The organism is Paracoccus isoporae (assembly GCF_900101865.1).
GTDB lineage: Bacteria > Pseudomonadota > Alphaproteobacteria > Rhodobacterales > Rhodobacteraceae > Paracoccus > Paracoccus isoporae.
Genome location: NZ_FNAH01000007.1, coordinates 174,643 through 197,010 on the forward strand (window position 1 = coordinate 174,643; position 22,368 = coordinate 197,010).

The window sequence follows — 22,368 nt, forward strand, 5'->3', positions numbered from 1 at the left end:
TGGCGGATCAGCCGCCATGCCTGCGGTCCTGCGCGGCGTTCTTCAGATCCCCGAACATCTGCGCCATGGCGTCGGCATTGGCCGAGCAGATGCCGCGCTCGGTAATCAGCCCCGTCACCAGCTCGGCCGGGGTCACGTCGAAGGCCGGGTTGCGCCCTTCCGTCCCGTCGGGGCTGATCTGCACGGTGGTGATGCGGCCCTGATCGTCGCGGCCCTGGACATGGGTGATCTCTGCCCCGTCGCGCTCCTCGATCGGGATCTCGCGCAGGCCGTCCGTCACCGTCCAGTCGATGGTGGGCGAGGGCAGGGCGACATAGAAGGGCACGTCATTGGCCTTGGCGGCGAGCGCCTTGAGATAGGTGCCGATCTTGTTGCAGACATCGCCGCGCGCCGTCGTCCGGTCGGTGCCGACGATGACCAGATCCACCTCGCCATGCTGCATCAGATGGCCGCCGGCATTGTCCACGATCAGTGAATGCGGCACCCCGGCGCTGTTCAGCTCCCACGCGGTCAGCTGCGCGCCCTGGTTGCGGGGGCGGGTCTCGTCCACGAAGACATGGACGGCGATGCCGGCCTCCATCGCGTGGTAGATGGGCGAGGTGGCGGTGCCCCAATCCACCGTGGCGGGCCAGCCGGCATTGCAATGGGTCAGGATATTGACCGGCGCGCCATCGGGCTTGGCCGCGGCGATCTCGCGGATCAGCGCCAGCCCGTTCTCACCGATGCGGCGGTTGATCTCCACATCTTCCTCGGCGATCTCGTCGGCGCGGCGAAAGGCGGCCGCGGCGCGGTCGCCGGGCGGCAGCGGGCGCAGCACCCGGTCCATCTCGTCAAGCGCCCAACGCAGGTTGATGGCGGTCGGCCGCGTCGCGTGCAGGATCTCCCATGTCTCGGAGAGCGCCGCGTCCGACGCATCGCGCCGCATCTGGCAGGCCACGCCGTAGGCCGCCGTCGCCCCGATCAGCGGCGCGCCGCGCACCCACATGTCGCGGATGGCGGTGGCGAAATCTTCGCGGCTGTCCAGCGGGACGATGCGCAGCTCATGCGGCAGCCAGCGTTGATCGATGATCCGCACCTCGCCCGCATCGTCGCGCCAGATGGATCGGAAAGGCTTGCCGTCGATCTTCACAGGTGATCCTCCGTTCCGGTTCTGCGCGCCAGTTCCAGCAATGCGCCCATGTCGCTGATGCTGTCGCGGCCGTGGATGGCGGCGGTGCCGAGCGCCAGGGCGCGCGCCTCGCAGGTGGCGCGCCTTGCCTCGTCAGAGATGGTCTCGAAATCCGCGTTATGGGCCAGCCCGAGGATGCGGCGGTGCATCTCTACCCCGCAAAATCCGAGCGCGTCGCGCCAGATCGCGTCAAGCCGCCGTGCCAGCGCGACATCGGCCGCCTGGTGATGGCCCTGATCCTCGTAGAGCGTCGCCTGGTAGAGGATGCCGCGGCGCTCCTCGTGCCAGAGGCGCGAGAACGCCTCGGCGAAGGCCGACCAGATGTCGTCGGTCGCGGCCAGCAGCCAGTCCTGGTAGGTGGCGCGATCCCCCGGTTCGCTCTCATGTCCGGGCTGTGACATATAGGCCATGAGGAAATTCGAGATCAGCATGCCGATATCGAACCCCATCGGCCCGTAAAAGGCGAATTCCGGGTCGATGACACGGTAATCGCCGTCATCCGCGACCATGACCGAGCCGGTATGCAGATCGCCATGCAGCAGCGTCTCGGCGCGGGTGGTGAAGTCCAGCTTCAGCTCCTGCGCCGCGACCTTCAGCGCAAGATCGGCGCGCAGCCGCGCCACCGCGGCGTCCAGCCCGGCAGTATGGCGGTTCATCTCGGCATCGAAATACGGGTCGGAGAAGATCAGGTTCTCGGTGATGTCGCACAGCTCGACATTGCCGCAGAACAGGGCCACATCGGCCTTCTTCTCGGGCGCCTTCATCGACAGATCGGAGCCGCGGAACAGCGTGCGCGCGCAGAACCGGCCCAGCATCCGGCCCAGCCCGTCATAGCGCCGGGCCTGGATCAGACCCTGGCGCAGGATGATGTGGCGGTCGAGATATTCCATCACGATCAGCGCCTGGTCCTCGTCAAAATGGAAGACCTCGGGGACCGCGCCGGGATCGCGCGCCTCCTCCCGGATCAGCGCGTGATATTCGAAGAAGCTGCGTTTCAGCGGCAGCGGCCAGGATTCTCCGACCAGCCGGACATAGGGCAGGGCCTGCTTGACCACGGCCGCGCCCGCATCGCCGCGCACGATGAAGACAAGGTTCAGATTTCCGTCGCCCACCTCGGTCACGTCCCAGCCATCGGGCGGGCCGACCCGGTCGGTGAGCGCCGGCAGCGTGCCAAGCCTTTGTGGCAGGGTGCGGGGTGTCAGCGCCTCATAGGCGGGTTTGGTCATGTCTCGCCTCCCTCCGGGTGGAGCGCGTCGCGCCGCACCCGTCCTTCGTCGTCGGACAGGGGCAGGATTTCCGCTCTGAAAGCAAATGTCAAACATTATTGACATTTGTGGAAGCGCGGCGTTAGCGTCGGGACAGAAGGGGGAGATGCCGTGCCCGCGAATGCCATCGCCATTGCCGGTCTGACCAAGTCATTTGCCCGCAACCGGGTGTTGCGCGGCATCGACCTGACCCTGCCCGCCGGTCAGGTGACGGTGCTGATGGGGGCCAATGGCGCCGGGAAATCCACCCTGGTGAAAATCCTCTGCGGGGTGTTCCGGCCCGATGGCGGCAGCGTCATGCTGGGCGGGCGTCCCTTTGCGCCTGCCGCGCCGGTCGATGCGCTGCGGGCGGGCGTGGTGACGGTGCATCAGAACATCAACGAAGGCGTCGCGCCCGATCTCGACGTGGCCTCGAACCTGCTGCTCGACGATCTCGCCTCCGGCTCGGGCTTCTTCCTCAATCGCCGCCGGATGCGGGAGGAGGGGCGGCGGATCGCGGATGCGGTCGGGCTGGATGTCGCGATGGGGCGCGAGGTGGCGAGCCTCAGCCTCGCCGACCGGCAACTCGTCTCCATCGCGCGGGCCATGGCGCACCGGCCGCGCCTGATGATCCTGGACGAGCCGACATCGTCGCTGTCGGCGGCGGAGACCGAGCGGCTTTTCGCGCTGATCGAGCAGTTGAAGGCGGAGGGCGTGGCGATCCTGTATATTTCGCACCGCATGTCGGATATCCGGCGTCTTGCCGACCGGATCGTGTCGATGCGCGACGGGCAGATATCCGGCACGTTCGAGGGGCGGGATCTGGATTACGCGGGCGCGGTGCGCGCCATGCTGGGCCATGAGATCACCGAGGTCGATATCCGCATTCCCGACGCCGGAGGCGCGGTGATCGAGGCGGCCGGGATGCGGCTGCGCGAGGGGGCGCGCCCCTTCGATCTGACGCTGCGCGAGAACGAGGTCGTCGCGGTCGCAGGGCTGGTCGGCTCGGGCAAATCGGCGCTGGCAGAGGCGCTGTTCGGCGTCTCGGCGCCGGTATCCGGAGAGATGTCGCTGGACGGCAAGCCCTTCCGCCCGAAATCGCCGGGCGATGCGGTGCGGCAGGGCGTGTTCCACCTGTCGAAGGACCGGCTGCGCAATGCCGTGATCCCGGATTTCGATATTGCGCGCAACATCACGCTGCCCTTCCTGTCGCGGCATCAGGGGGCGCTTTCGATCATGCGGCGCGGTTCGGAGCGGGCAACCGCCGCGCGGATGATCGACATGATGGGCGTTGTCTGCCAGGGGCCGCGCGACGAGATCCTGACCCTGTCGGGCGGCAATCAGCAGAAGGTGGTGGTGGCGCGCTGGCTGGCCGAGCCGTGCCGTCTGCTGATCCTCGACGAGCCGTTCCAGGGCGTCGATATCGAGGCGCGCCGCGATATCGGCCGCCGCATCCGGGACAGCGCCGCTGACCGCGCGACGCTGGTGCTCTGCGCCGAGATCGACGAGGCGCTGGAGATCGCGGACCGCATCCTGGTGATGAGCGAGCATTCCATCGCCGGTGCGCACCGCAATGCCGAGATCGACCTCGACCTGCTGATGGCGCAGGTGACCGACACCGCCCCGCCGCCGTCCGGGGGTGCGCAGCTGGGGGTTGGAACATGAGCAGGGGGTTCGATCCGGTCGAATTCGGCATCCGCTACGGCTTCCTGTTGCTGATGGCGGGGCTGATCGTCGGATTTTCCGTGGCACAACCGGCCTTCATGTCGGCGCGCAGCGCGGTGTTCATCTTCCAGTCGGTGGCGATCACCGGCATTCTGGCGCTTGGCGTCACCGCGACGCTGGTGGTCGGCGGGTTCGATCTGTCCATCGGCGCGGTCGCCACCTCATCGATGATGCTTGCTGCCTATGCGCAGGTGATCTGGCAACTCGGCGCCATCGAGGCGGTGGCGCTGTGCCTGCTGATGGGGGCGGCGGTCGGCTATATCAACGGCGTCCTGATCGTGAAGATGCGGGTGCCCGACCTGCTGGCGACGCTGGGGATGATGTTCCTGCTGATGGGACTGCAGCGCATCCCGACCGAGGGGAATTCGATCTCGACCGGCATGGCGCTGCCGGATGGCAGCAACGCCACCGGCACCTTCTCGCCCTCATTCCTGATGCTGGGCCGTCACCGGCTGGATGTCGTGATCGAGAATCTGCTGCCGCTGTCGGTGGTGTTCCTGATCGCCATTGCCGTGCTGATCTGGATCTTTCTGGAAATGACCCGGCACGGGCGGATCATGTATGCGATCGGATCGAACGACCGGGCCGCGGCCCTGGCCGGGATCGACGTGAATGGCTATCGCATCCTGGCCTATGTGATCTCCGGCACGCTGGCCTCTTTCGGGGGGATATTGCTGGCCGCGCGGCTGGGACGCGGCGATGTCGCCTCGGGCAACAACCTGTTGCTGGACGCGGTCGCGGCGGCGCTGATCGGGTTCGCGGTTCTGGGCGCGGCCAAGCCCAACGCCTTCGGCACCGCCATCGGCGCGCTGTTCGTCGGCATCCTGCTGCAGGGGCTGACGATGCTGAACGCGCCCTATTACACGCAGGATTTCATCAAGGGCGCGGTCCTGGTCATTGCGCTCGTCTTTACCTTCGCGCTGTCCGGCCGTCGCGGCCGGGCGCGGCACTGAACTTCGGGATAACAAGGGAGGAAGCCATGATTTCCAGAAGAACACTGATCGGACTGATGGGCGGCGCGGCCATGTGGCCCGGGCTGGTGCTGGCGCAGGATGGCGCGCCCGCGCCCTTCGACAATCCGGGCGATGTCAGGATCGCGCTCGTCCGCTATCTGTCCACCGGCGATTTCTTCCAGGCCTATCTTTCGGGCGTGGAGAAACAGGCTGAGGCGCTCGGCGTGGAATTGCAGGTCTTCGACAGCAGGCAGGACGCGGCGCTACAGGCCGATATGGTCGATCAGGCCATCGCGCTTGGCGTGGACGGGATCATCATCCAGCACGGGCTGACCGAATCGATGAAGGAGGCCGCGCAGCGCGCCGTCGATGCGGGCATCAAGGTCGTGGCCTTCGACGTGAATGTCGAGAACGAGGCGATCCCGCAGATCGAGCAGTCCGACCGGGATCTCGCCCGGCTGGCACTGGAACAGGCGATCGAAGACAATGGCGAGGAGTGGGTCGCGGGCTATGTCTATGTCCCCGGCATCGCACCGCTAGACCGGCGCAACGAGACCTGGGTGGAATTCAAGGAGACCTATCCCGGCATCACCGAGAAAGCCGCCTTCGGCACGATGGACAACCCCATCGCCAATTCGGTCGCCAATCAGGCGCGTTCTGTCCTGTCGGCCAATCCCGACATCACGGTGATGTTCGCGCCTTACGACGAATTCGCCAAGGGCGTGAAGATCGCCGTGGACGAGGCCGGGCTGTCGCAGGATGTCTCGATCTACTCGGCGGATATCTCCACCGCGGATATCGCGCTGATGCGCGAGGCGGATTCGTCCTGGAAGGCCACGGCCGCGACCAACCCGGCGGTGGTGGGCGAGGTGTCGGTGCGCACGCTGGCGCAGTATCTCGCCGGTGAAGAGGTCGCCCCGCAGGTCATCGTGCCGCCGACGCTGATTACCCAGGACCAACTCAACGAGCTGGAGATCACCAATATGGAGGAGCTGGGCGCCAAGCTGCCCGAGTTTGTCCATGCCGACGTGTCGGTGTCGGACTGGATGACACTGCCCGAACGCTGATTGCAACCTGCGGGGGCCTGCGGGCCCCCGCTCATCCGAACGAGGTCATCCTTGCGCAACTCCCGCTCGACCGAAGACATCGCCCTGGGCATCCGTCGCCGCGTGTTCGAGCATGCGATGCGCAACAATGGCGGCTATCTCAGCCAGGCCTGTTCGGCGGCTGAACAACTGGCGTTTCTGTATAATGAGGCGCTCAATCTCGGCCCCTCGACCATGCCGATGGTGCCCGAGCCCTTCGGCGGCGTGCCGTCGGCGGAGAACCGGGATTACCGCACCGGGGCCGGATATAACGGCCCCTTCGATGCGGTCCATGACCGGCTGTTCATCGCGCCGGCGCATTACGCGCTTGTCGCCTATGCCTGCCTGATCGAGACCGGGCGCATGGCGGCGGAAGGGCTGGAGATGTTCAACCGCGACGGATCATCCGTCGAGATGATCGGGGCGGAGCATTCGCCGGGCATGGAGGTGCATAACGGCACGCTCGGGATCGGCCTGTCCACCGGGGCGGGGCTCGCCTACGGGCGCAAGCGGCGCGGTGAGACCGGCGAGGTCTGCGTGTTCATGTCCGACGGCGAGGTGCAGGAAGGCCAGACCTGGGAGGCGGTGCAGGCCGCCGCCCATCACCGCATCGACAATCTCTGGGCGCTGATGGATGTGAACCGCCAGCAATGCGACGGTGCCATGGACAGCGTTATGGAGGTGGGCGACATCGCCACGAAGTTCCGCGATTTCGGCGCGGTGGTAGCCGAGGTGGACGCCCATGACCTGGACGCGCTGCGCGAGGCGCGGACCACCCCGCATGAGGGCCGGCCGCTGATCGTGCTGGCCCATTCCAGCCCCACCCAGGGCATGGATTTCCTGATGCGGCGTTTCCCGCGCCTGCATTACGTGCGCTTCAAGACCGCCGAGGAGCGCGCCGAGATGAACGAGGCCATTGCGGCAGAGCTGGGCATCCCGCCCGTCGAGCTGGAGGCGCATTGAGATGGAGATGGTCAACCGCCCCTATGCCGCCGCCTTCGAGGCCCATGCCGTGGCCAATCCCGACGTGCTGTGCCTGTCCGCCGACCTGACTTCGAGCTGCGAGATCGACGGGTTCCGCGACAGGCATCCTGAACAATTCCTTTCGCTGGGCATGGCAGAGCAGAACATGCTCTCCTTTGCCGGCGGACTTGGGCTGGCCGGGTATCGGCCGTTTTTACACAGTTTCGGTGTTTTTTTGTACCGCCGACCCTATGACCAGCTCATGGCCTCGATCGCTTATCCGCGCCGCAAGGTGCGGCTGATGGGTTTCCTGCCGGGCGTGACCACGCCGGGCGGCATGACCCATCAGGCGATCGAGGATCTTTCTGTCATGCGCACCATCCCCAATATGACCGTGCTGGAATCGGGCGACGCGACAGAGGTGGAAAGCATTGTCGCCGCCGCCGACAGCGTCGATGGCCCGGTCTATTGCCGGGTTCTGCGCGGGTCGGTCCCGCGTCTGTTCGACACGCCGCTGGAAATCGGCCGGATGCGGGTGCTGTCCGAAGGCCGCGACGTGCTGGTGGTGACGGCGGGGATCACCACGGAGGAAGCGATCCGGGCACGCGGCGCGCTCGACGCGGCCGGGGTCTCGGTGCGCCATCTGCATCTGAACACGCTGAAGCCCTTCGACGCGGCGCAGATCGTCGATCATGCATCCTCGGTGCGCCACGGCGTGGTGACGCTGGAAAACCACCTGGTCACCGGCGGGATCGGCTCGATGGTGGCCGAGGCATTGGCCGAGGCGGGGCTGGGCCGCCGCCTGATCCGGCTGGGGCTTCAGGACAGCTATGCGCATGGCGGATCGCGCCCCTATCTGATGAAATATTACGGCATGGATGCGCTGACGCTGGTGCGCGCCATCGAGCGGCTGACCGGCGAGGAGAGCGGCATCGACGAGGATGCGCTCGGCGCGGTGCGGCTGGACGCGGTCCATTCGGCGGTGAAGGCCGAGGCGCTGTGAGCCGGTTTTCCGTCACCTACGGGATCCGTGCGTCGGATCCGGCTGATGCGCGCGCGCGGGCCGAGGCGATTGCCCTGGAACAGACCGTCGAAGTGCCGCGCGCCGTGGTGCCGGAGGGCCATATCGCCGATGAGATCGTCGGCCGCATCGAGGAAATCGGCAGCGCGGGCGCGGGTGTGTATCACGCCACGATCAGCTATGCGCCCGACAGCGCGGGCGACGAGATCACGCAGTTTCTCAACGTGATCTTCGGCAACAGCTCGATCCAGCAGGGCATAAGGGTCATCGCGATTGATCCGGGCGATGAGATGGCCCGGCGCTTCCCCGGCCCGCGCTTTGGCATCGCGGGGCTGCGCCGGCTGACCGGACGCCGGTCCGGCGGCATGATCTCCCCGGTGCTCAAGCCGATGGGGCTGTCACCGGGGGCGTTCGCCGAACTCGCCGCCGGTTGCGTGCGGGGCGGCGCGGACATCGTGAAGGAGGATCACGGGCTGGCCGGTCAGCCGACCGCGCCGTTCCGACCGCGCGTGGAGGCGGTGGCGGAGGCGGTGCGCAAGGCGAATGCGGCGGAGGGCCGATCGGCGCTGTATTTTCCCAACCTCTCCGGCCGGGTGGATGAGATCTCCGAAAATCTGCGCTTTGCCAAACAGGCCGGGGCAGGGGGGATCCTTGTCATGCCGGGCCTTTACGGTTTCGGGGTGGTGGACCGCATCGCCCGCGACGCAGAATTTGACCTGCCGGTGATGACCCATCCCGCCTTTCTCGGACCCTATGTGCTGGCGGCGGACACAGGGATCGCCCATGGTGTCATGTTCGGCACGATCCAGCGGCTCGCCGGGGCCGATATCTCGGTCTTTCCGAATGTCGGCGGCCGGTTCGGCTTCAGCGCCGGCGAGTGCCACGAGATTGCCGATCACTGCCGCGACGCGGGCGGGCCGGGGCGGCCGATCCTGCCCAGCCCCGGCGGGGGGATGAGCGTGGACCGGGCCGCCGACATGGTCCGCATGTATGGCCCGGACGTGGTCTATCTGCTTGGCGGCAGCCTGCTTGCCGATCCGCCGCGGATCGACCGCGCGGTGGCTGCGATGCGCCGCGCCGTCGATGCCGCGGATGCGGCGGGGGCCTGAGGCAGCGGGATCGCTGCGCCTCTGCCAGCCAGCCTGACCGGCGACCATCTCCCTGCACGTCGTCTCCAGACTCCGTGACCGGCTCTGCCGCTCGAGGCCGCGTGGCACGACCTGCGGAGCGGCACGTCATGCGCCACAGGAAACTATGTCCGACATAGTTGTTGATTTTGTCAGACATAGTTGTAACCTGCCAGAAGCAGGGAGGAAAACGCCGCCAATGGCCGACATCTCGACATCCGCCGATGCCATGTTGCAGCACGCGAGGCGCATCGAGACCGGGCGCGACATGCTGGAGACGCTGGCCGGGCTGGTCGAACTGGCCGGGCTGAAGGTCGGGGATCGTCTGCCGCCGGAGATCGAGCTGGCGCGGCGGTTGGGGGTCAGCCGCTCGAAGGTGCGCGAGGCGCTGATGTCCTGGCAGAAGATGGGCATCGTCACCCGCAACAAGGGGGCCGGCACGGTGCTGGCCGCCGAGGTGACGAGCGGTTCGATCCACCTGCCGCTGCATCTCAAGATCGAGGCGGAGAGCCTGCTGCGCACCCATGCCGTGCGCCGCCCGCTGGAGATCGAGGCCGCGCGGCTGGCGGCGGAACATGCCACACCGCAGCAGCGGCGCGAGATCAGGGCGCGCATGACCGAATTGCTGGCGGTGTATGAGGCGGGCGAGGATTGGCGCGACAGCGACCACCGCTTTCACAACGCGATCCACGCCGCCAGCGGCAACCCGCTGTTCGGGCAGTTCATCACCCAGATCCAGCGGGCCTTTGACAGCGTCTATACCGCGCCGCTCGGCAAGCCGCAGCTTGGACAGGCGACGATCCCGATGCACCGCCCGCTGGCCGAGGCGATCGTGTCCGGCGACGCGCCGCGCGCCTCCCGGATCATGGCCGCGATCCTCGACCATGTGGCGGAGGATGTGGCTCGCGAAATGGAGGCCGCGCGTGGATAACCCGACCACCCCCACCGATCCGCGCATCGCCACGCTGCTGGCCGAACCCCACCGCCCGGATGGCGGCATCGACGCGGCGGTGCCGCCCATCGTTCAGACCTCGCTCTTCACCTTCGCCGATTACGTCGCCTTCGAGGCGCGCATGTCCGGGCAGAGCGACAGCCCGATCTACACCCGCGTCCAGAACCCGACCGTCGCGGCGTTCGAGGATCTGATGGCGCGCGCCGAGCGGGCAGAGGCCGCGATCGGATTCGCCTCGGGCATGGCGGCGATTTCGGCCACGCTTCTGTCGCTGTTGCGGCCGGGGGACCGGCTGGCCTGCGTCACCCATGTCTATTCCGACGCGTTCCGGCTGATGGAGACGCATCTGCGGCCCTTCGGCATCGAGATCAGCTATCACGATCCCTGCGCCTTCGCGGATGACCCCGAACTTCTGTCCGGCGTGCAGCTGGCCTATCTGGAAAGCCCCGGCTCGATGATGATGCGGATGATGGATCTGCCCAGGATCGCGCGTCACGCCCGGCGGCACGGCACCATCACGGTGATCGACAACACCTGGGCGACGCCGGTGCTTCAGCAGCCAATCACCCATGGCATCGACGTCTCGCTTCATTCGGCCTCGAAATATATCGGCGGGCATTCCGATACGGTGGCGGGCGTGGTCTGCACCAGTGCAGAGATCGCGGCGCGGATCCGCAGCCACGCGCTGACGCTGTTCGGGGCCAAGCTGGCGCCGTTCGAGGCGTTCCTGCTGACCCGCGGATTGCGCAGCCTGGACGCGCGGATGCGCCAGCATCAGCGCAGCGCCGCGCAGTTCGTGGCGGGGCTGGAGACGCGGCCCGAGGTCACGGCGATCCACGCGCCGGGGCCGGCGCCGGAGATGGGGCTGAATGGCCGGTCCGGCCTGCTCTCCATCGAGTTGCGCGAGGCGGTGGATATTCCGCGCTTCGCGGATGCGCTGAAGCTGTTCCGGCTCGGGGTGAGCTGGGGCGGCTTCGAGAGCCTGATCCTGCCGGCCGGGGTCGGGCTGGCGCAGGCTGCGGACCCCAATCCGATGCGCCATTTCGGCGTGCCGCCGCGCCTCGTCCGGCTGAGCCTCGGGCTGGAGGACCCAGACGATCTCTGGCGCGATTTCTGTGCCGCGCTGGATGCGGCCCGGACCTGAGAAAATACATAATCAAAGGGAGGAAACACCATGAAACATCTCGCAATCTCCGCCGCAATGGCGACGATCCTGATGGGATCGGCGGCCGCGGCCCAGACCAGCCTGAAACTCGTCGAGGTGATTACCAGCCCCGAACGCACCGAGGTGCTTCAGCAGATGGTCGATGAATTCGAGGCCGCCAATGACGGCGTCGAGGTCGAGATCGTCTCGCTGCCCTGGGGGCAGGCTTTCGAGAAGCTGGCGACGATGGTGTCGGGCGGCGATATTCCCGACGTGGTCGAGATGCCCGAACGCTGGCTGTCGCTCTATGCCGGCTCCGACATGCTGGTCAATCTCGAGGATCGGATCGCGGGGTGGGAGCATGGCGACACGCTGTCGGCCAAGACGATGGACATGGCGCGCTACGCGGGCGGCCAGGCCTATATGCTGCCTTACGGCTTCTATCTGAGGGCGATGTTCTACAACAAGAGGCTGCTGGAAGAGGCGGGGGTCGCGCCGCCGAAGACGATGGAGGAGTTCAAGGCCGCCGCCGCTGCCGTGTCGGAACTGGACGGCAAATCCGGCTATTGCCTGCGCGGCGGACCGGGCGGGCTGAACGCCTGGGTGATGATGGCCGCGGCGATGAACGGCACCAACGAATTCTTCACCGAGGACGGGCAGAGCCGCATCAACGAGCCCGGCTCGGTCGAGGGGCTGCAATTCCTGATCGACATGTATCAGGAAGGCTATGCGCCGCGCGACAGCGTGAACTGGGGCTTCAACGAGATCGTCGCGGGGTTCTATTCCGGCACCTGCGCGTTTCTGGACCAGGATCCCGACGCGCTGATCGCGGTGGCGGAGCGGATGCCGGCCGAGGATTTCGCCGTGATCCCGATGCCGGTCGGGCCGGGCGGCAAGGCCTATCCGACGATGGGCTTCGTCGGCTGGTCGATCTTCGAGACCTCCGAGCACAAGGACGAGGCCTTCGATCTGATCGCCCATCTCTCGACGCCGGAGTCGAACGCCACCTGGACCAAGCGCGTCGGCGTCATCCCGATCCATGAGGGCGCCGACGAGGATCCGCATTTCAGGACCGATCAGTTCGCCGGCTGGTTCGAGACGATGGAAAGCCCGGATTACGTGCCGACGATCATGCCCAGCTATCTGGAGCAGTTCGGCTATTTCGCCGACAGCATCGTGCCGGAAACCAGCCAGCAGGCGCTTCTGGGCGATCGCAGTGCGCAGGATCTGGCCGATGAATGGGCGGCGTTCCTGACCGAACAATACGGCGAGTGGAAAGCCGGGGAATGAGATCAGCCCGCAAAAATGTCGTGCCCGGTGCGGACCGGGCACGGCGCTCCTTCTACCTGCGCTATCTGCTGGAGCCGTATCTCTATGTCGGTCCGGCGCTTGTCCTGATCGGCGCAGTCATCCTGTTCCCGCTGATCCTGGGCATCTCCTATTCCTTCCAGTCCATTGCGCTGCTGAAGCCGTTCGAGACCGGCTGGGTCGGGTTCGAGAACTACGCCGCGCTGTGGCAGGACGACAAGTTCTGGACCGCGATCGGCAACACCGCGCTGTGGACCTGCGGGTCGCTGTTCTTCCAGTTCTTCCTCGGCCTCGGTCTGGCACTGCTGCTGAACACCTCGTTTCGCGGCAAGCGGCTGTTCCAGGCGCTCGTGTTCCTGCCCTGGGCGGTGCCGACCTTCCTGACCGCACTGACCTTCGCCTGGCTGTTCAACCCGGTGATCGGGCCGTTCCCGCACTGGCTGGCCGGGCTGGGGCTGATCGACGAGCCCTATAACATCCTCGGAGACCCGGATCTGGCCATGTGGGGGCCGATCCTGGCCAATATCTGGTTCGGGGTGCCGTTCTTTGCCATCACCCTGCTGGCCGCGCTGCAATCCATTCCATCCGAGCTCTACGAGGCGGCCGAGATCGACGGCGCCAGCGACTGGCAGCGTTTCAGCAAGATCACCCTGCCATTCCTTGCGCCGATGATCGTCATCACCGTCATGCTGCGCACCATCTGGATCGCGAATTTCGCCGACATGATCTATGTGATGACCGGCGGCGGCCCGGCCGGATCGACCGAGATCCTGTCCTCCTATGTCTTCACCACGGCCTTCCGGAAGCTCGACTTCGGCTATGCCTCGGCCATCGCCGTCGCGCTGCTGCTGATCCTGCTTGCCTATGCGCTGATCCTGCTGGTCGTGCGCCAGAAGCTGGTCAGGACATAAGGACGCGTTGCCATGTCGATGATCGTTCGCCGCTCGCCGCTCAGAACCGCCGGAAAATACGCCGCGATCGGATTCTACCTGATCTTCGCGCTGTTCCCGATCTACTGGCTCATCAAGATCGCGCTGACGCCGGATGCGCTGATCTATACCGAGGGGACGCGGATGCTGCCCTCGGCGCTGACCTTCGACAATTTTGCCGCCGTGCTGCAAAGCGATTTCCTGGGCTATTTCACCAACAGCCTGATCGTGTCGCTCGGCGCGGCGGCGGGCACCACGCTGATCGCGGCGGCCGCGGGGTATTGCTTCTCGCGGTTCCGCTTTGCCGGCAAGCGGGCGATCATCGCGCTGCTGCTCGTCACCCAGATGTTTCCGCTGCTGATGATCATCGCGCCGATCTACAAGATCGTGGCGGGGCTCGGCCTGCTCAACTCGCTCGTCAGCCTGATCGTCGTCTACACCGCCTTCAACATCCCCTTCGCCACCTTCCTGATGCAGTCCTTCTTCGACGGCATCCCCGAGGATCTGGAGGAGGCGGCGATGATGGATGGCTGCACCCGCTTCCAGGCGCTGCGCAAGGTGGTGTTTCCGCTGACCCTGCCGGGGCTGGGCGCCACGCTGGGCTTCGTCTTCACCGCCGCCTGGTCAGAGCTGCTGTTCGCGCTGATGCTGATCTCGCGCAATGACAGCATGACATTTCCGGTCGGGCTGCTGACCTTCGTGTCGAAATTCTCGGTCGATTGGGGGCAGATGATGGCGGCGGGCACGCTGGCGCTGATCCCGAGCTGCCTCTTCTTCATCTTCATTCAGCGCTATCTCGTGCAGGGGCTGACCTCGGGCGCGGTCAAGGGATAAGGAGGGCGATCATGGCCAGGCTGGACCTGAAAGACGTCAGCAAAAGCTACGGAAACGTCGAGGTGATGCGCGACATCAACCTGTCCATCGGGGATGGCGAGTTCATTGTGCTGGTGGGTCCGTCGGGCTGCGGGAAATCCACCCTGCTGCGGATGATCGCGGGGCTGGAGCCGATCACGGATGGCGAGTTCAGCATTGACGGGCAGCGCATGAACGAGCTGCGCCCGCGCGACCGCGACATCGCCATGGTGTTCCAGTCCTACGCGCTCTACCCGCACATGACCGTTGGGCGGAATATGGGGTTCTCGAAGGAAATCGCCCGCGCCCCCAAAGAGGAACGCGCCCGAGAGGTCGCGCAGGCGGCGCAGACCCTCGGCCTCGACCGGCTGATCGAGCGCTACCCGCGCGAATTGTCGGGCGGGCAGCGCCAGCGCGTCGCCATGGGTCGCGCGATCATCCGCGAACCCCGCGCCTTCTTGTTCGACGAGCCGCTGTCCAATCTGGACGCCTCGCTGCGGGTCGAGATGCGGCTGGAGATCGCGCGGATGCACCGCAAGCTGAACGCAACCATGGTCTATGTCACCCATGACCAGGTCGAGGCGCTGACGCTGGCCGACCGGATCGTGGTGCTGGAGGCGGGGCGGATCCAGCAGGTCGGCTCGCCGCTGGAGCTTTATGAACGCCCGGCCAACAAATTCGTGGCCCGCTTCATCGGCTCGCCGATGATGAACGTGCTGCCGGCCCGGCCCGGCGCAGGCGGTCTGCGGCTGCCGGACGGCGCAGTGCTGGACGTTGCCGGTGACAGAAGCGCCGGTGAGGCGGTGGAGATCGGCGTCAGGCCGGAGCATATCGATGTGGTGGCCCCCGAGGCGGGCGACATGGTCGTGAAGGCCGAGATGGTCGAACATCTCGGTTCGGACACGAACATCTATGTCCGCACCGAGTCCGAACGCGGGATCATGGTGCGGGCGCACGGCCATCTGCCGGTCCGGCCCGGCGCGGAGATGGATCTGCATTTCCAGCGCGACAAGCTGCATCTTTTCGCCGCCGACGGCACGACGATCCCCCGGACCGGCGCGCCCTGAACAAGGCCGATCCTGCGCGGGGTTGGGCGTGTCCACGCGCCCGAAACACGCCTTCTGACGGAACCAGCGTCGCCTGGCGAAGTTGAGCGAGACAGGAACAGGGTCGGGAGTCGCTTGACGTATCGCTGCAATCTCTCGGGCCCCGATCTGTGCATATCGGTCAGACTGGCGGAACAACCCAAGCTGCGATGCGGCCCGTCGCGAGAATGTAAAGCTTGACCGGATCGGAGGAACGGAAATGGACAGAAACACGCTCATCGAGGCCATGCGGGACATGGATCTGTGCTTCATGGCGACGCTGAATGGCGAGGGCGGGATGACCTCGCGCCCGATGTCGAACAATGCGCAGGTCGAATGGGACGGGAGCAACTGGTTCTTCAGCAATGGCGACACCCGCAAGGTGGCCCAGATCGAGCAGGACCCGGCGACCGAGCTGAATTTTCAGGGCCGCGACACCTGGATCGCGCTGAGCGGCCAGGCGACGCTGCACCGCGATGACAAGGCGCTGTTTGAAAAACACTGGACCAAGGATCTGGACCAATGGTTCGAGAACGGGCTCGACACGCCCGGCCTGACCCTGATCGAGGTCGTGGCCGAGCGCGCGGAATGCTGGGGCAAGCCCGGCGACGGGGTGATCGAGTTGTAGGACTGGCGGCGTGCCTGTGGCATGACGATCTGCCAGCTTTGCGCAGGTCACGACGACATGGATTTCGACCGCACGTCACGCCTCGAATCGGGCGGTTCAGTGGTTTGCTGAGAATGGCGGAGAGGGTGTCCTTCGCTCAAGTTGAAGATAAACCGCCTATCCCCTTCATTTGCTGGACGAAACGCAAATCACCAACTCGGCGTGTGCTGTATTTTGTGCAGTAAATTGTGCAGTAGTTTGTGGTCCGGCCTGTTCGCCGCATCCGATGCAGATTTCGGCCTCGGCTCCGCCAAATTTCTAATAACCTGCCGCGCCCATGTCACCCCATGAGCTTCGCGGTGAGCGGCATCGTCAGGATCTTGCGAATCGCCCGTGTTCTTGGAAGGTTCCAACGCATGCACAGATGGGCATTGCACAAAGAGAGCAACATCAGCTGGACGGTTTTGAAGGACGGTCGGCCGGTCGGCCGGATCACCATAACCTCGGGCGGGCTGTGGGATTGGTCCTGCGACGCCACGGGTGAATACGGCCAGACCTATGATCGGGAGCAGGCGGCGGATCTGGTTCGCGCCTGGCTCCGCGCGCTTGCGGCGCGTCTCCAGATGCGCCAGCCGCTCTCGATAGATGCGCGCGGCGTGTTCGGCCTCGTCGCGGCGCGTGGCGGGCAAGAGCTGACGCAGCAGCGTCGTGCGACCGCTCAGCGCGCCGGGCTCGTAACTGTCCGACCACAGCTGACGATGCGCACCATCCGGTGCTACGGCCGCCAGCGACACGATCTGGACCCGCTCCGAGACCTCTTTGGACAGCTCCATCTCCACATCGCCCATGCGGAAGCGGATCGCGGCCCTGTCGCCCTTGGCCTCTGACAGGTCCGCCACGATCTTCTGCATCAGCCGGACCCAGCCGGATTTATCGGCCACGCATGACGACAGCCTTGATCGCGGGCCAGCCATGCCCTTCTGCCTCGGCCTCCTTCTTCGTCAGCCGCCTGACGCTGGTGATCTGATAGCCCTCGGGCATTGCGGGATCGGCGTCGCCGGATTCGTCGATATCGGACCAGTCCTGCTTGCGTTTTCTGCGTTCCGGGGCCTGTTCGGCCTCGTCTGCGAAATCGCTGACCGCAAAGTCGAATACCTCCATCTGTCCTTGCGGCTGAACGTAGATGCGCCCCTTGCGACCGTTGATGCGAGGCGATCCGCTGGGTGTAATGAGCCCCAGGAGCGGCTTGCCTTCCCCGACTTCCCATTTCGTGCCGTCGCGCTCGAAACCGGCGGTGGTCTCGCCCCGCGCGATGACGCTGCGCGCTGTTTCTCGCGCCGACGAGGCCGGAGCGAGCGCAGTGCGGCGGAAGGGATGGGCCAGTTTCCCGACCGGCTTGGATTTATCGCCCTCGGCCAGCCAGTTCTTGAGCGTGGCGACATTGACCTCGGTGATGTTGCCGATGCGGTCCTCGCCCCTTCCGTCAGAGAAACCGTTCAGATACAGATCCAGCGCCGCGCCGCGCGCGGTAGTGCCGAGAATGACCTTGTGTTCATCGAAGCGGCCGGTGTCGGCATCGACTCTACATCAAAGTGAGGGAAGTTCCGGGAGGCAGGTCATCGCCAACATCCGATAACCCCGCCGCCGCCGAAACTACGTTCGCCCTGAGAGGCGACGACTTCGAGCGTTTCATGATCGGCGATCTCCCTGCTATCGCGCTTCGCGACAACACGGGCAGCCGAACGCCCCGCTCGCGAAGTTCAACCGGATAGGCCGGGGTGAATCGTCACTTTGTCATAAGGGCCCATCCTGTGAGTGTTTTACTCTACGGCAAACCCGGCGCGGTTCAGTTCATCTGTCGACTAGAATTAACCGCTCATCAACAATATGAGCTCATGCCAACTGACATTGTGTTACTCATACCAGGCTAGGGGATAAGGCTAATTATGGTGTGTGATGAGTGTTTTGACATTGCTTGGCGTAACGATGGTGTTCTCGGCCGTTGCATGCTTATTGGATGGCGCTGACGAAGACGAAAATGTAATCCACGACCAGGCCGACGGTGAATCGGATCTAGGCGAGAGTTACTCTCTTCAAGAAAATTCAACTGGAGAAGGTGAAGAGTACGGAGAAGCCAGAACACTTTTAGATATGATCTCCGGCCGGGTCACCACGGGTTCATCGTTGGCGTCTGACAGCATCTTGACGAATGGTGACCATGCATCGCTTCCGGCCTCGCAAGGTGGGGATGAGCTGATCGGAACCAACCTCGCCGATACCATCATTGGAACAGGATTTTCCGATTACATCGAAGGCGACCCAGTCGGCGAAGCTGTTGGGGATGACGTTTTGCTTGGAGGAGGAGGAGATGACTGGATAAACGCTGGCGCAGGGAACGACGCGGTCAGTGGTGACACCGGCGACGACACGATTTTTGGTGGTGCGGGCGCGGACACGCTGTTAGGAGGCGCAGGCGATGATGAAATCCACATCGGGGCGCTCGACCATGTAGACGGCGGTGCAGGACATGATGTCCTGATCTTGGATCGTACAGAAGAAGGCGTCGCGACGATCAGCAACTTTGATGCATCGCAAGACAGGATCCAGATCACACTCGATCCAGAGGCACACGCCAATGCGGAACTGACGTCCTTAGTCGACGGATCAGGACACACCATCATAGAAGTTGGTGGAACGCCGATCGTCCGCCTCCTAGATATTCAGGATTACGACCTTGCGCTTCTCGAGGTAAAATTCCAAAGCTAAGGTAAGCGTCCGGCCTGACCGCTCTGCCGCGCGCAGGTAGTGATGGTTAGTGTCCACCAAGGATAGTGGACACTATGGTGCTTTGGCTATGCGTCGGACGAGGCGGCTCTGGACGGACGAGGAGAAGCGGTCGATCTGCCTGCAGACAGTCGCACCGGGCGTTTCGGTTGCGCAGGTGGCGCGTCGTTACGCTGTGAATGCGAACCTGATCTTCAAATGGCTGCGTGATCCCCGCTATGCGCCGGATGCGGCGTCGGTTCCGCCTTCGCCCGAAGGATCGCGCTTTCTGCCGGTTGAGATCGTTGACGCGAAGCCTACCCCGGCCACCCGTGTTGCGCAGAACCTGATCGACATCGAACTGTCGGGCGGACCCCGGATGCGGATCAGCGGCAGCTATGATCCCGATGCCCTTGCCCGGCTGCTCCGGGGGCTATCGGTGTGATCCTCGTTCCGGCCAATACGCGGGTCTGGCTGGCGGCAGGCGTGACCGATATGCGAAAGGGGTTTCCATCCTTGGCGGCGCAGGCCGAGGCGGTGCTGCAGCAGGATCCCTTCGCCGGGCATCTGTTTGTGTTCCGTGGTCGCCGTGGCGATCTGGTGAAGGTCATCTGGTGGGACGGCCAGGGAGCGTGCATGTTCACCAAGCGGCTGGAGCGGGGCCGGTTCGTCTGGCCCTCGGCGAAGGAGGGCAAGGTGGCGTTGACGCCTGCGCAGCTTGCCATGCTGCTGGAAGGGATCGACTGGCGGACGCCGCAGCGCAGCTGGCAGCCGCTGATGGCGGGATAATCCGCCGATCCGGAACGAGCGGGATTCCCACAAAACCCTTTGCAGGGTAAGCTTTTCCCATGCTGGACGAGCCCGTGACCATCCCCGACGACCCCGAAGAACTGCGCAGCTTCACGGCGCGGCTTCTGGATGAGGTGAAGGCGCAGGCGGTCCTGATCGAAAAGCTGCGGCACCAGTTGGCCGGGCACCGGGCCCATCGGTTTGGCGCCTCGTCCGAGACGGTCGAGCAACTGCAACTGGCACTGGAAACCAGCGAGATCGCGGCCGCGGCAATGACCGCCCGGATGAAGCTGCCGGATATCGAGGAAAAGGGTAAGCCGAAGCGCAAACCGATCCCGGATCACATTCCCCGGATGGAAGTGGAACTGACACCGGGTTCTGACGCCTGTGCCGATTGCGGCGGGCATCTGCGGCGGATCGGCGAGGACGTGACCGAAGAACTGGAATATGTGCCAGGGCGCTTCATCGTGAATCGCATCGTGCGCCCGCGCTTTGCCTGCGCTTGCTGCGAAGGCTTCACGCAATCGCCGCTGCCCTCGCGCCCGATAGAACGTGGTCGTCCAGGGCCGGGACTGCTGGCCCATGTGCTGGTCAGCAAATATGCCGATCACCTGCCGCTTTACCGTCAGAGCCAGATATTTGACCGCGATGGCATCGATCTCGACCGGTCCACGCTGGCCGATTGGGTCGGCAAGACCACCGCCCTGCTGGAGCCCCTGGCCGATGCCATCGGTCGCCATGTGTTGGCAGGCGATGCAATCTTTGCTGACGACACCCCGGTCCGCATGCTGGCACCCGGCACCGGCAAGACCCGGGCAGCGCGGATCTGGACCTATGTCCGCGATGAACGCCCATGGGGCAGCGATACGCCACCGGCTGCTTGGTATCGGTTCTCAGGCGACCGCAATGGACAGCATCCAAAGGATCATCTCGCCCGATACCGAGGTTAGATGCATGCCGACGGTTATGCCGGGTTCGAGGAACTGTATCGATCAGGCGCTGTCCGCGAAGTCGCCTGCATGGCGCATATCCGGCGCAAGTTCGTCGACATTCATCGCGCACAGGGCTCAGCCATCGCCGAAGAAGCCATCACCCGGATCGCCCAACTCTACGCCGTCGAGAAAGAAGCCCGAGGATCACCACCAGACCGCCGCACCGAACTGCGAAAGGCCCATGCTGCCCCGGTCTTCGATGATCTCGAGGTCTGGCTGGCTATGCAACTGACCAGAATATCAGGCAAATCCCCGCTTGCAGCCGCCATCCGATACGCCCTGACCCGGATGGAGCGCCTGCGACCCTATCTCGACAACGGCATGCTGGAACTGGACAACAACGTCGCCGAACGCGGCATGCGCGCCATAGCCCTCGGCAGGAAGAATTACCTCTTCGTCGGGTCTGAAGCCGGCGGCAAGGCCGCCGCCATCGCCTATACCCTGATAGAGACCGCCAAGCTCAACGGCACCGATCCCTTCGCCTGGCTTGCAGACACCATCGCCCAAATCCCGGACTATAAGATCAACAAGGTCGATGATCTGCTGCCGTGGAAATCGAACCGGTAGCGGTCAGACCGGACGCTTACAAGCTAAGCTACTCGACTTCGCATTGAATTTGAAACTCCGTGGGCGGAGGCCAGCGCGAACATCCACTGATGACGAGGTCTGATCAAACTCTGATGATGAACTTTATCGGATGTCTTGCTCCTATCGCATTGTCCTTACGAAATAGGTCAGCAGCAATCTGATAATTTTAGCATGCGCATGGTGCTCTGAAGTTATTTTCGCGATCATTGGACCAAATATGTTATAGGCATGGATGAAGAGGCGTCCGAGCAGATAGCGGCGCAATACCCTTTCCCTGAACCTCCTCAACTCCATTACGTCTGGGTGAAAGGGATTTCCGTATACCGCCGTCGCAATGAAGCACCCGGTGTTTGTCACTGGATTGTCGTCAAGTTCATTGTAAGGCCAGCGATCAGACGGTGCGAAGAGATCCTCTTCGTCTTCCTCGTCGGTTTCATGACGTTCTCGTTGGCCCTTCTTTGAGGCAGAGCTATCGGTCTGGTTCGCTAGCATCTGCTCCCCCTGATTTTTATTTCCGCGGATGCCCGTATTATCAACAGTTTGCGCTGCATCACTTCTGAGTTTGGGTATCAACGCCGCGCCTAAATCGCCGTAGACGGTCTGCAGTGCTTCTTCGGCCTCGGACAGCTGCTGACCAGCGAGGCTTGACTTGATCTCCGGCGTCTTGTCGCCGTTCGCGACGTTAGGGTTGCTGGCTCGGTCGAGCTGGTCCGCAACCGCTAAATCAATCACCTGCCCGGCGAGAGAGGATGCCAGCGATGCACCTCCCACTATAGTGATCTGACCGGAACCAGGCATCTCTAGTACGAGGTCTTTTCCTGCGATCCTGCTCGCCGCCTCTAATTCGTTGCGGTCTGCAAAAGCTCCGCCTAGAAACAAGAAGTCACTCGCATCCATGTCGCGTATTATGAGATGACCGCTGTGCGTCGCAGCCATGGTGTCTGCGCCGCCGCCCAACGAAATTATGTTGGGGTAAAGGGTAATCCTCCCCATGGTTAAGGGGATGCGGAAGTAGAATTTTCTCGGCAGACTCGATGAGGAGATTCTGATGAAGAAGACGAGATTTACCGAGG

The 22,368-nt window shown here is 64.4% G+C and carries 21 protein-coding genes and 2 pseudogenes; 17 read left to right on the top strand and 6 right to left on the bottom strand.

All coding sequences use genetic code 11. The features are described 5' to 3' along the window. Nucleotides 1–7: 7 nt before the first annotated feature. Nucleotides 8–1,129 (bottom strand): S-methyl-5-thioribose-1-phosphate isomerase, encoded by a 1,122-nt coding sequence (gene mtnA / locus BLT73_RS12250; RefSeq protein ID WP_090524196.1) that lies wholly within the window; start codon nt 1,127–1,129, stop codon nt 8–10. Beyond that, nucleotides 1,126–2,394 carry an S-methyl-5-thioribose kinase gene (gene mtnK, locus BLT73_RS12255; protein ID WP_090524198.1) on the bottom strand — a complete coding sequence of 423 codons (1,269 nt, stop codon included), beginning with the start codon at nt 2,392–2,394 and terminating at the stop codon, nt 1,126–1,128. Before mtnK ends, mtnA begins: the two co-directional genes overlap by 4 nt. A 150-nt stretch (nt 2,395–2,544) precedes the next feature. Between mtnK and BLT73_RS12260 the strand changes: the two genes are divergently transcribed. The 13 genes from BLT73_RS12260 to BLT73_RS12320 all read left to right on the top strand — a co-directional run bounded on the left by BLT73_RS12260 (nt 2,545) and on the right by BLT73_RS12320 (nt 16,184). Next, nucleotides 2,545–4,077 (top strand): sugar ABC transporter ATP-binding protein, encoded by a 1,533-nt coding sequence (locus BLT73_RS12260; protein ID WP_090524199.1) that lies wholly within the window; start codon nt 2,545–2,547, stop codon nt 4,075–4,077. Beyond that, on the top strand, nt 4,074–5,090 hold the full coding sequence (locus BLT73_RS12265; protein WP_090524200.1) for an ABC transporter permease: 1,017 nt from the start codon (nt 4,074–4,076) through the stop codon (nt 5,088–5,090). Before BLT73_RS12260 ends, BLT73_RS12265 begins: the two co-directional genes overlap by 4 nt. 26 nt (nt 5,091–5,116) lie before the next feature. Further along, nucleotides 5,117–6,157, top strand: coding sequence for a substrate-binding domain-containing protein (locus tag BLT73_RS12270; RefSeq protein WP_090524202.1), 1,041 nt, complete (start codon nt 5,117–5,119; stop codon nt 6,155–6,157). 51 nt (nt 6,158–6,208) lie between these two features. Continuing rightward, complete coding sequence (locus BLT73_RS12275) at nt 6,209–7,138, top strand: transketolase (protein ID WP_090524203.1); 930 nt, start codon at nt 6,209–6,211, stop codon at nt 7,136–7,138. A gap of 1 nt (nt 7,139) precedes the next feature. After that, the gene (locus BLT73_RS12280) at nt 7,140–8,141 is read left to right on the top strand and encodes a transketolase family protein (RefSeq protein ID WP_090524204.1); all 1,002 of its coding nucleotides are present in this window, start codon (nt 7,140–7,142) and stop codon (nt 8,139–8,141) included. Continuing rightward, nucleotides 8,138–9,268: a RuBisCO large subunit C-terminal-like domain-containing protein gene (locus tag BLT73_RS12285; RefSeq protein WP_090524205.1), complete on the top strand. Its 1,131-nt coding sequence runs from the start codon at nt 8,138–8,140 to the stop codon at nt 9,266–9,268. The genes BLT73_RS12280 and BLT73_RS12285 overlap by 4 nt, the downstream gene beginning before the upstream one ends. A 217-nt stretch (nt 9,269–9,485) precedes the next feature. Continuing rightward, nucleotides 9,486–10,217, top strand: a complete 732-nt coding sequence (locus BLT73_RS12290; RefSeq protein WP_245727318.1) for a FadR/GntR family transcriptional regulator — start codon at nt 9,486–9,488, stop codon at nt 10,215–10,217. Then, nucleotides 10,210–11,382 (top strand): PLP-dependent transferase, encoded by a 1,173-nt coding sequence (locus tag BLT73_RS12295; protein ID WP_245727320.1) that lies wholly within the window; start codon nt 10,210–10,212, stop codon nt 11,380–11,382. The genes BLT73_RS12290 and BLT73_RS12295 overlap by 8 nt, the downstream gene beginning before the upstream one ends. Nucleotides 11,383–11,412: 30 nt before the next feature. Then, entirely contained in the window at nt 11,413–12,672 is a 1,260-nt protein-coding gene (locus tag BLT73_RS12300; protein WP_090524208.1) for an ABC transporter substrate-binding protein, read from the top strand. Further along, the gene (locus BLT73_RS12305; protein ID WP_090524210.1) at nt 12,669–13,601 is read left to right on the top strand and encodes a carbohydrate ABC transporter permease; all 933 of its coding nucleotides are present in this window, start codon (nt 12,669–12,671) and stop codon (nt 13,599–13,601) included. The genes BLT73_RS12300 and BLT73_RS12305 overlap by 4 nt, the downstream gene beginning before the upstream one ends. Before the next feature lie 12 nt (nt 13,602–13,613). Then, nucleotides 13,614–14,453 carry a carbohydrate ABC transporter permease gene (locus tag BLT73_RS12310; protein WP_090524212.1) on the top strand — a complete coding sequence of 280 codons (840 nt, stop codon included), beginning with the start codon at nt 13,614–13,616 and terminating at the stop codon, nt 14,451–14,453. A gap of 11 nt (nt 14,454–14,464) precedes the next feature. Then, complete coding sequence (locus BLT73_RS12315; protein ID WP_090524213.1) at nt 14,465–15,538, top strand: ABC transporter ATP-binding protein; 1,074 nt, start codon at nt 14,465–14,467, stop codon at nt 15,536–15,538. A gap of 238 nt (nt 15,539–15,776) precedes the next feature. After that, nucleotides 15,777–16,184 carry a pyridoxamine 5'-phosphate oxidase family protein gene (locus BLT73_RS12320; RefSeq protein ID WP_090524215.1) on the top strand — a complete coding sequence of 136 codons (408 nt, stop codon included), beginning with the start codon at nt 15,777–15,779 and terminating at the stop codon, nt 16,182–16,184. Nucleotides 16,185–16,372: 188 nt separating this feature from the next. On the opposite strand, the gene BLT73_RS17060 is transcribed toward BLT73_RS12320, so the two are convergent. The 3 genes and pseudogenes from BLT73_RS17060 to BLT73_RS17835 all read right to left on the bottom strand — a co-directional run. Further along, nucleotides 16,373–17,074 carry a hypothetical protein gene (locus BLT73_RS17060; RefSeq protein WP_143025674.1) on the bottom strand — a complete coding sequence of 234 codons (702 nt, stop codon included), beginning with the start codon at nt 17,072–17,074 and terminating at the stop codon, nt 16,373–16,375. A gap of 19 nt (nt 17,075–17,093) precedes the next feature. Beyond that, nucleotides 17,094–17,324 (bottom strand): hypothetical protein, encoded by a 231-nt coding sequence (locus tag BLT73_RS17640; protein WP_090524218.1) that lies wholly within the window; start codon nt 17,322–17,324, stop codon nt 17,094–17,096. Between the two features lie 315 nt (nt 17,325–17,639). Then, nucleotides 17,640–17,705: pseudogene (locus BLT73_RS17835) on the bottom strand (hypothetical protein); the annotation flags it as partial. 414 nt (nt 17,706–18,119) lie between these two features. On the opposite strand from BLT73_RS17835, the gene BLT73_RS12340 reads away from it, so the two are divergent. The 4 genes and pseudogenes from BLT73_RS12340 (at nt 18,120) to tnpC (ending at nt 21,274) form a co-directional block, all read left to right on the top strand. Then, the gene (locus BLT73_RS12340; protein ID WP_090524221.1) at nt 18,120–18,929 is read left to right on the top strand and encodes a calcium-binding protein; all 810 of its coding nucleotides are present in this window, start codon (nt 18,120–18,122) and stop codon (nt 18,927–18,929) included. Between the two features lie 49 nt (nt 18,930–18,978). Continuing rightward, nucleotides 18,979–19,371 (top strand): IS66-like element accessory protein TnpA, encoded by a 393-nt coding sequence (tnpA, locus tag BLT73_RS12345; RefSeq protein WP_090524222.1) that lies wholly within the window; start codon nt 18,979–18,981, stop codon nt 19,369–19,371. Beyond that, nucleotides 19,368–19,715 (top strand): IS66 family insertion sequence element accessory protein TnpB, encoded by a 348-nt coding sequence (gene tnpB / locus BLT73_RS12350; protein ID WP_090524223.1) that lies wholly within the window; start codon nt 19,368–19,370, stop codon nt 19,713–19,715. Before tnpA ends, tnpB begins: the two co-directional genes overlap by 4 nt. A gap of 59 nt (nt 19,716–19,774) precedes the next feature. Further along, nucleotides 19,775–21,274, top strand: a pseudogene (gene tnpC / locus BLT73_RS12355) (IS66 family transposase). 141 nt (nt 21,275–21,415) lie between these two features. Here the strand turns inward: tnpC and BLT73_RS17330 are convergent. Next, nucleotides 21,416–22,368, bottom strand: a 953-nt coding sequence (locus BLT73_RS17330; protein WP_218132537.1) for a CFI-box-CTERM domain-containing protein, incomplete at its 5' end; no start/stop codon positions are given.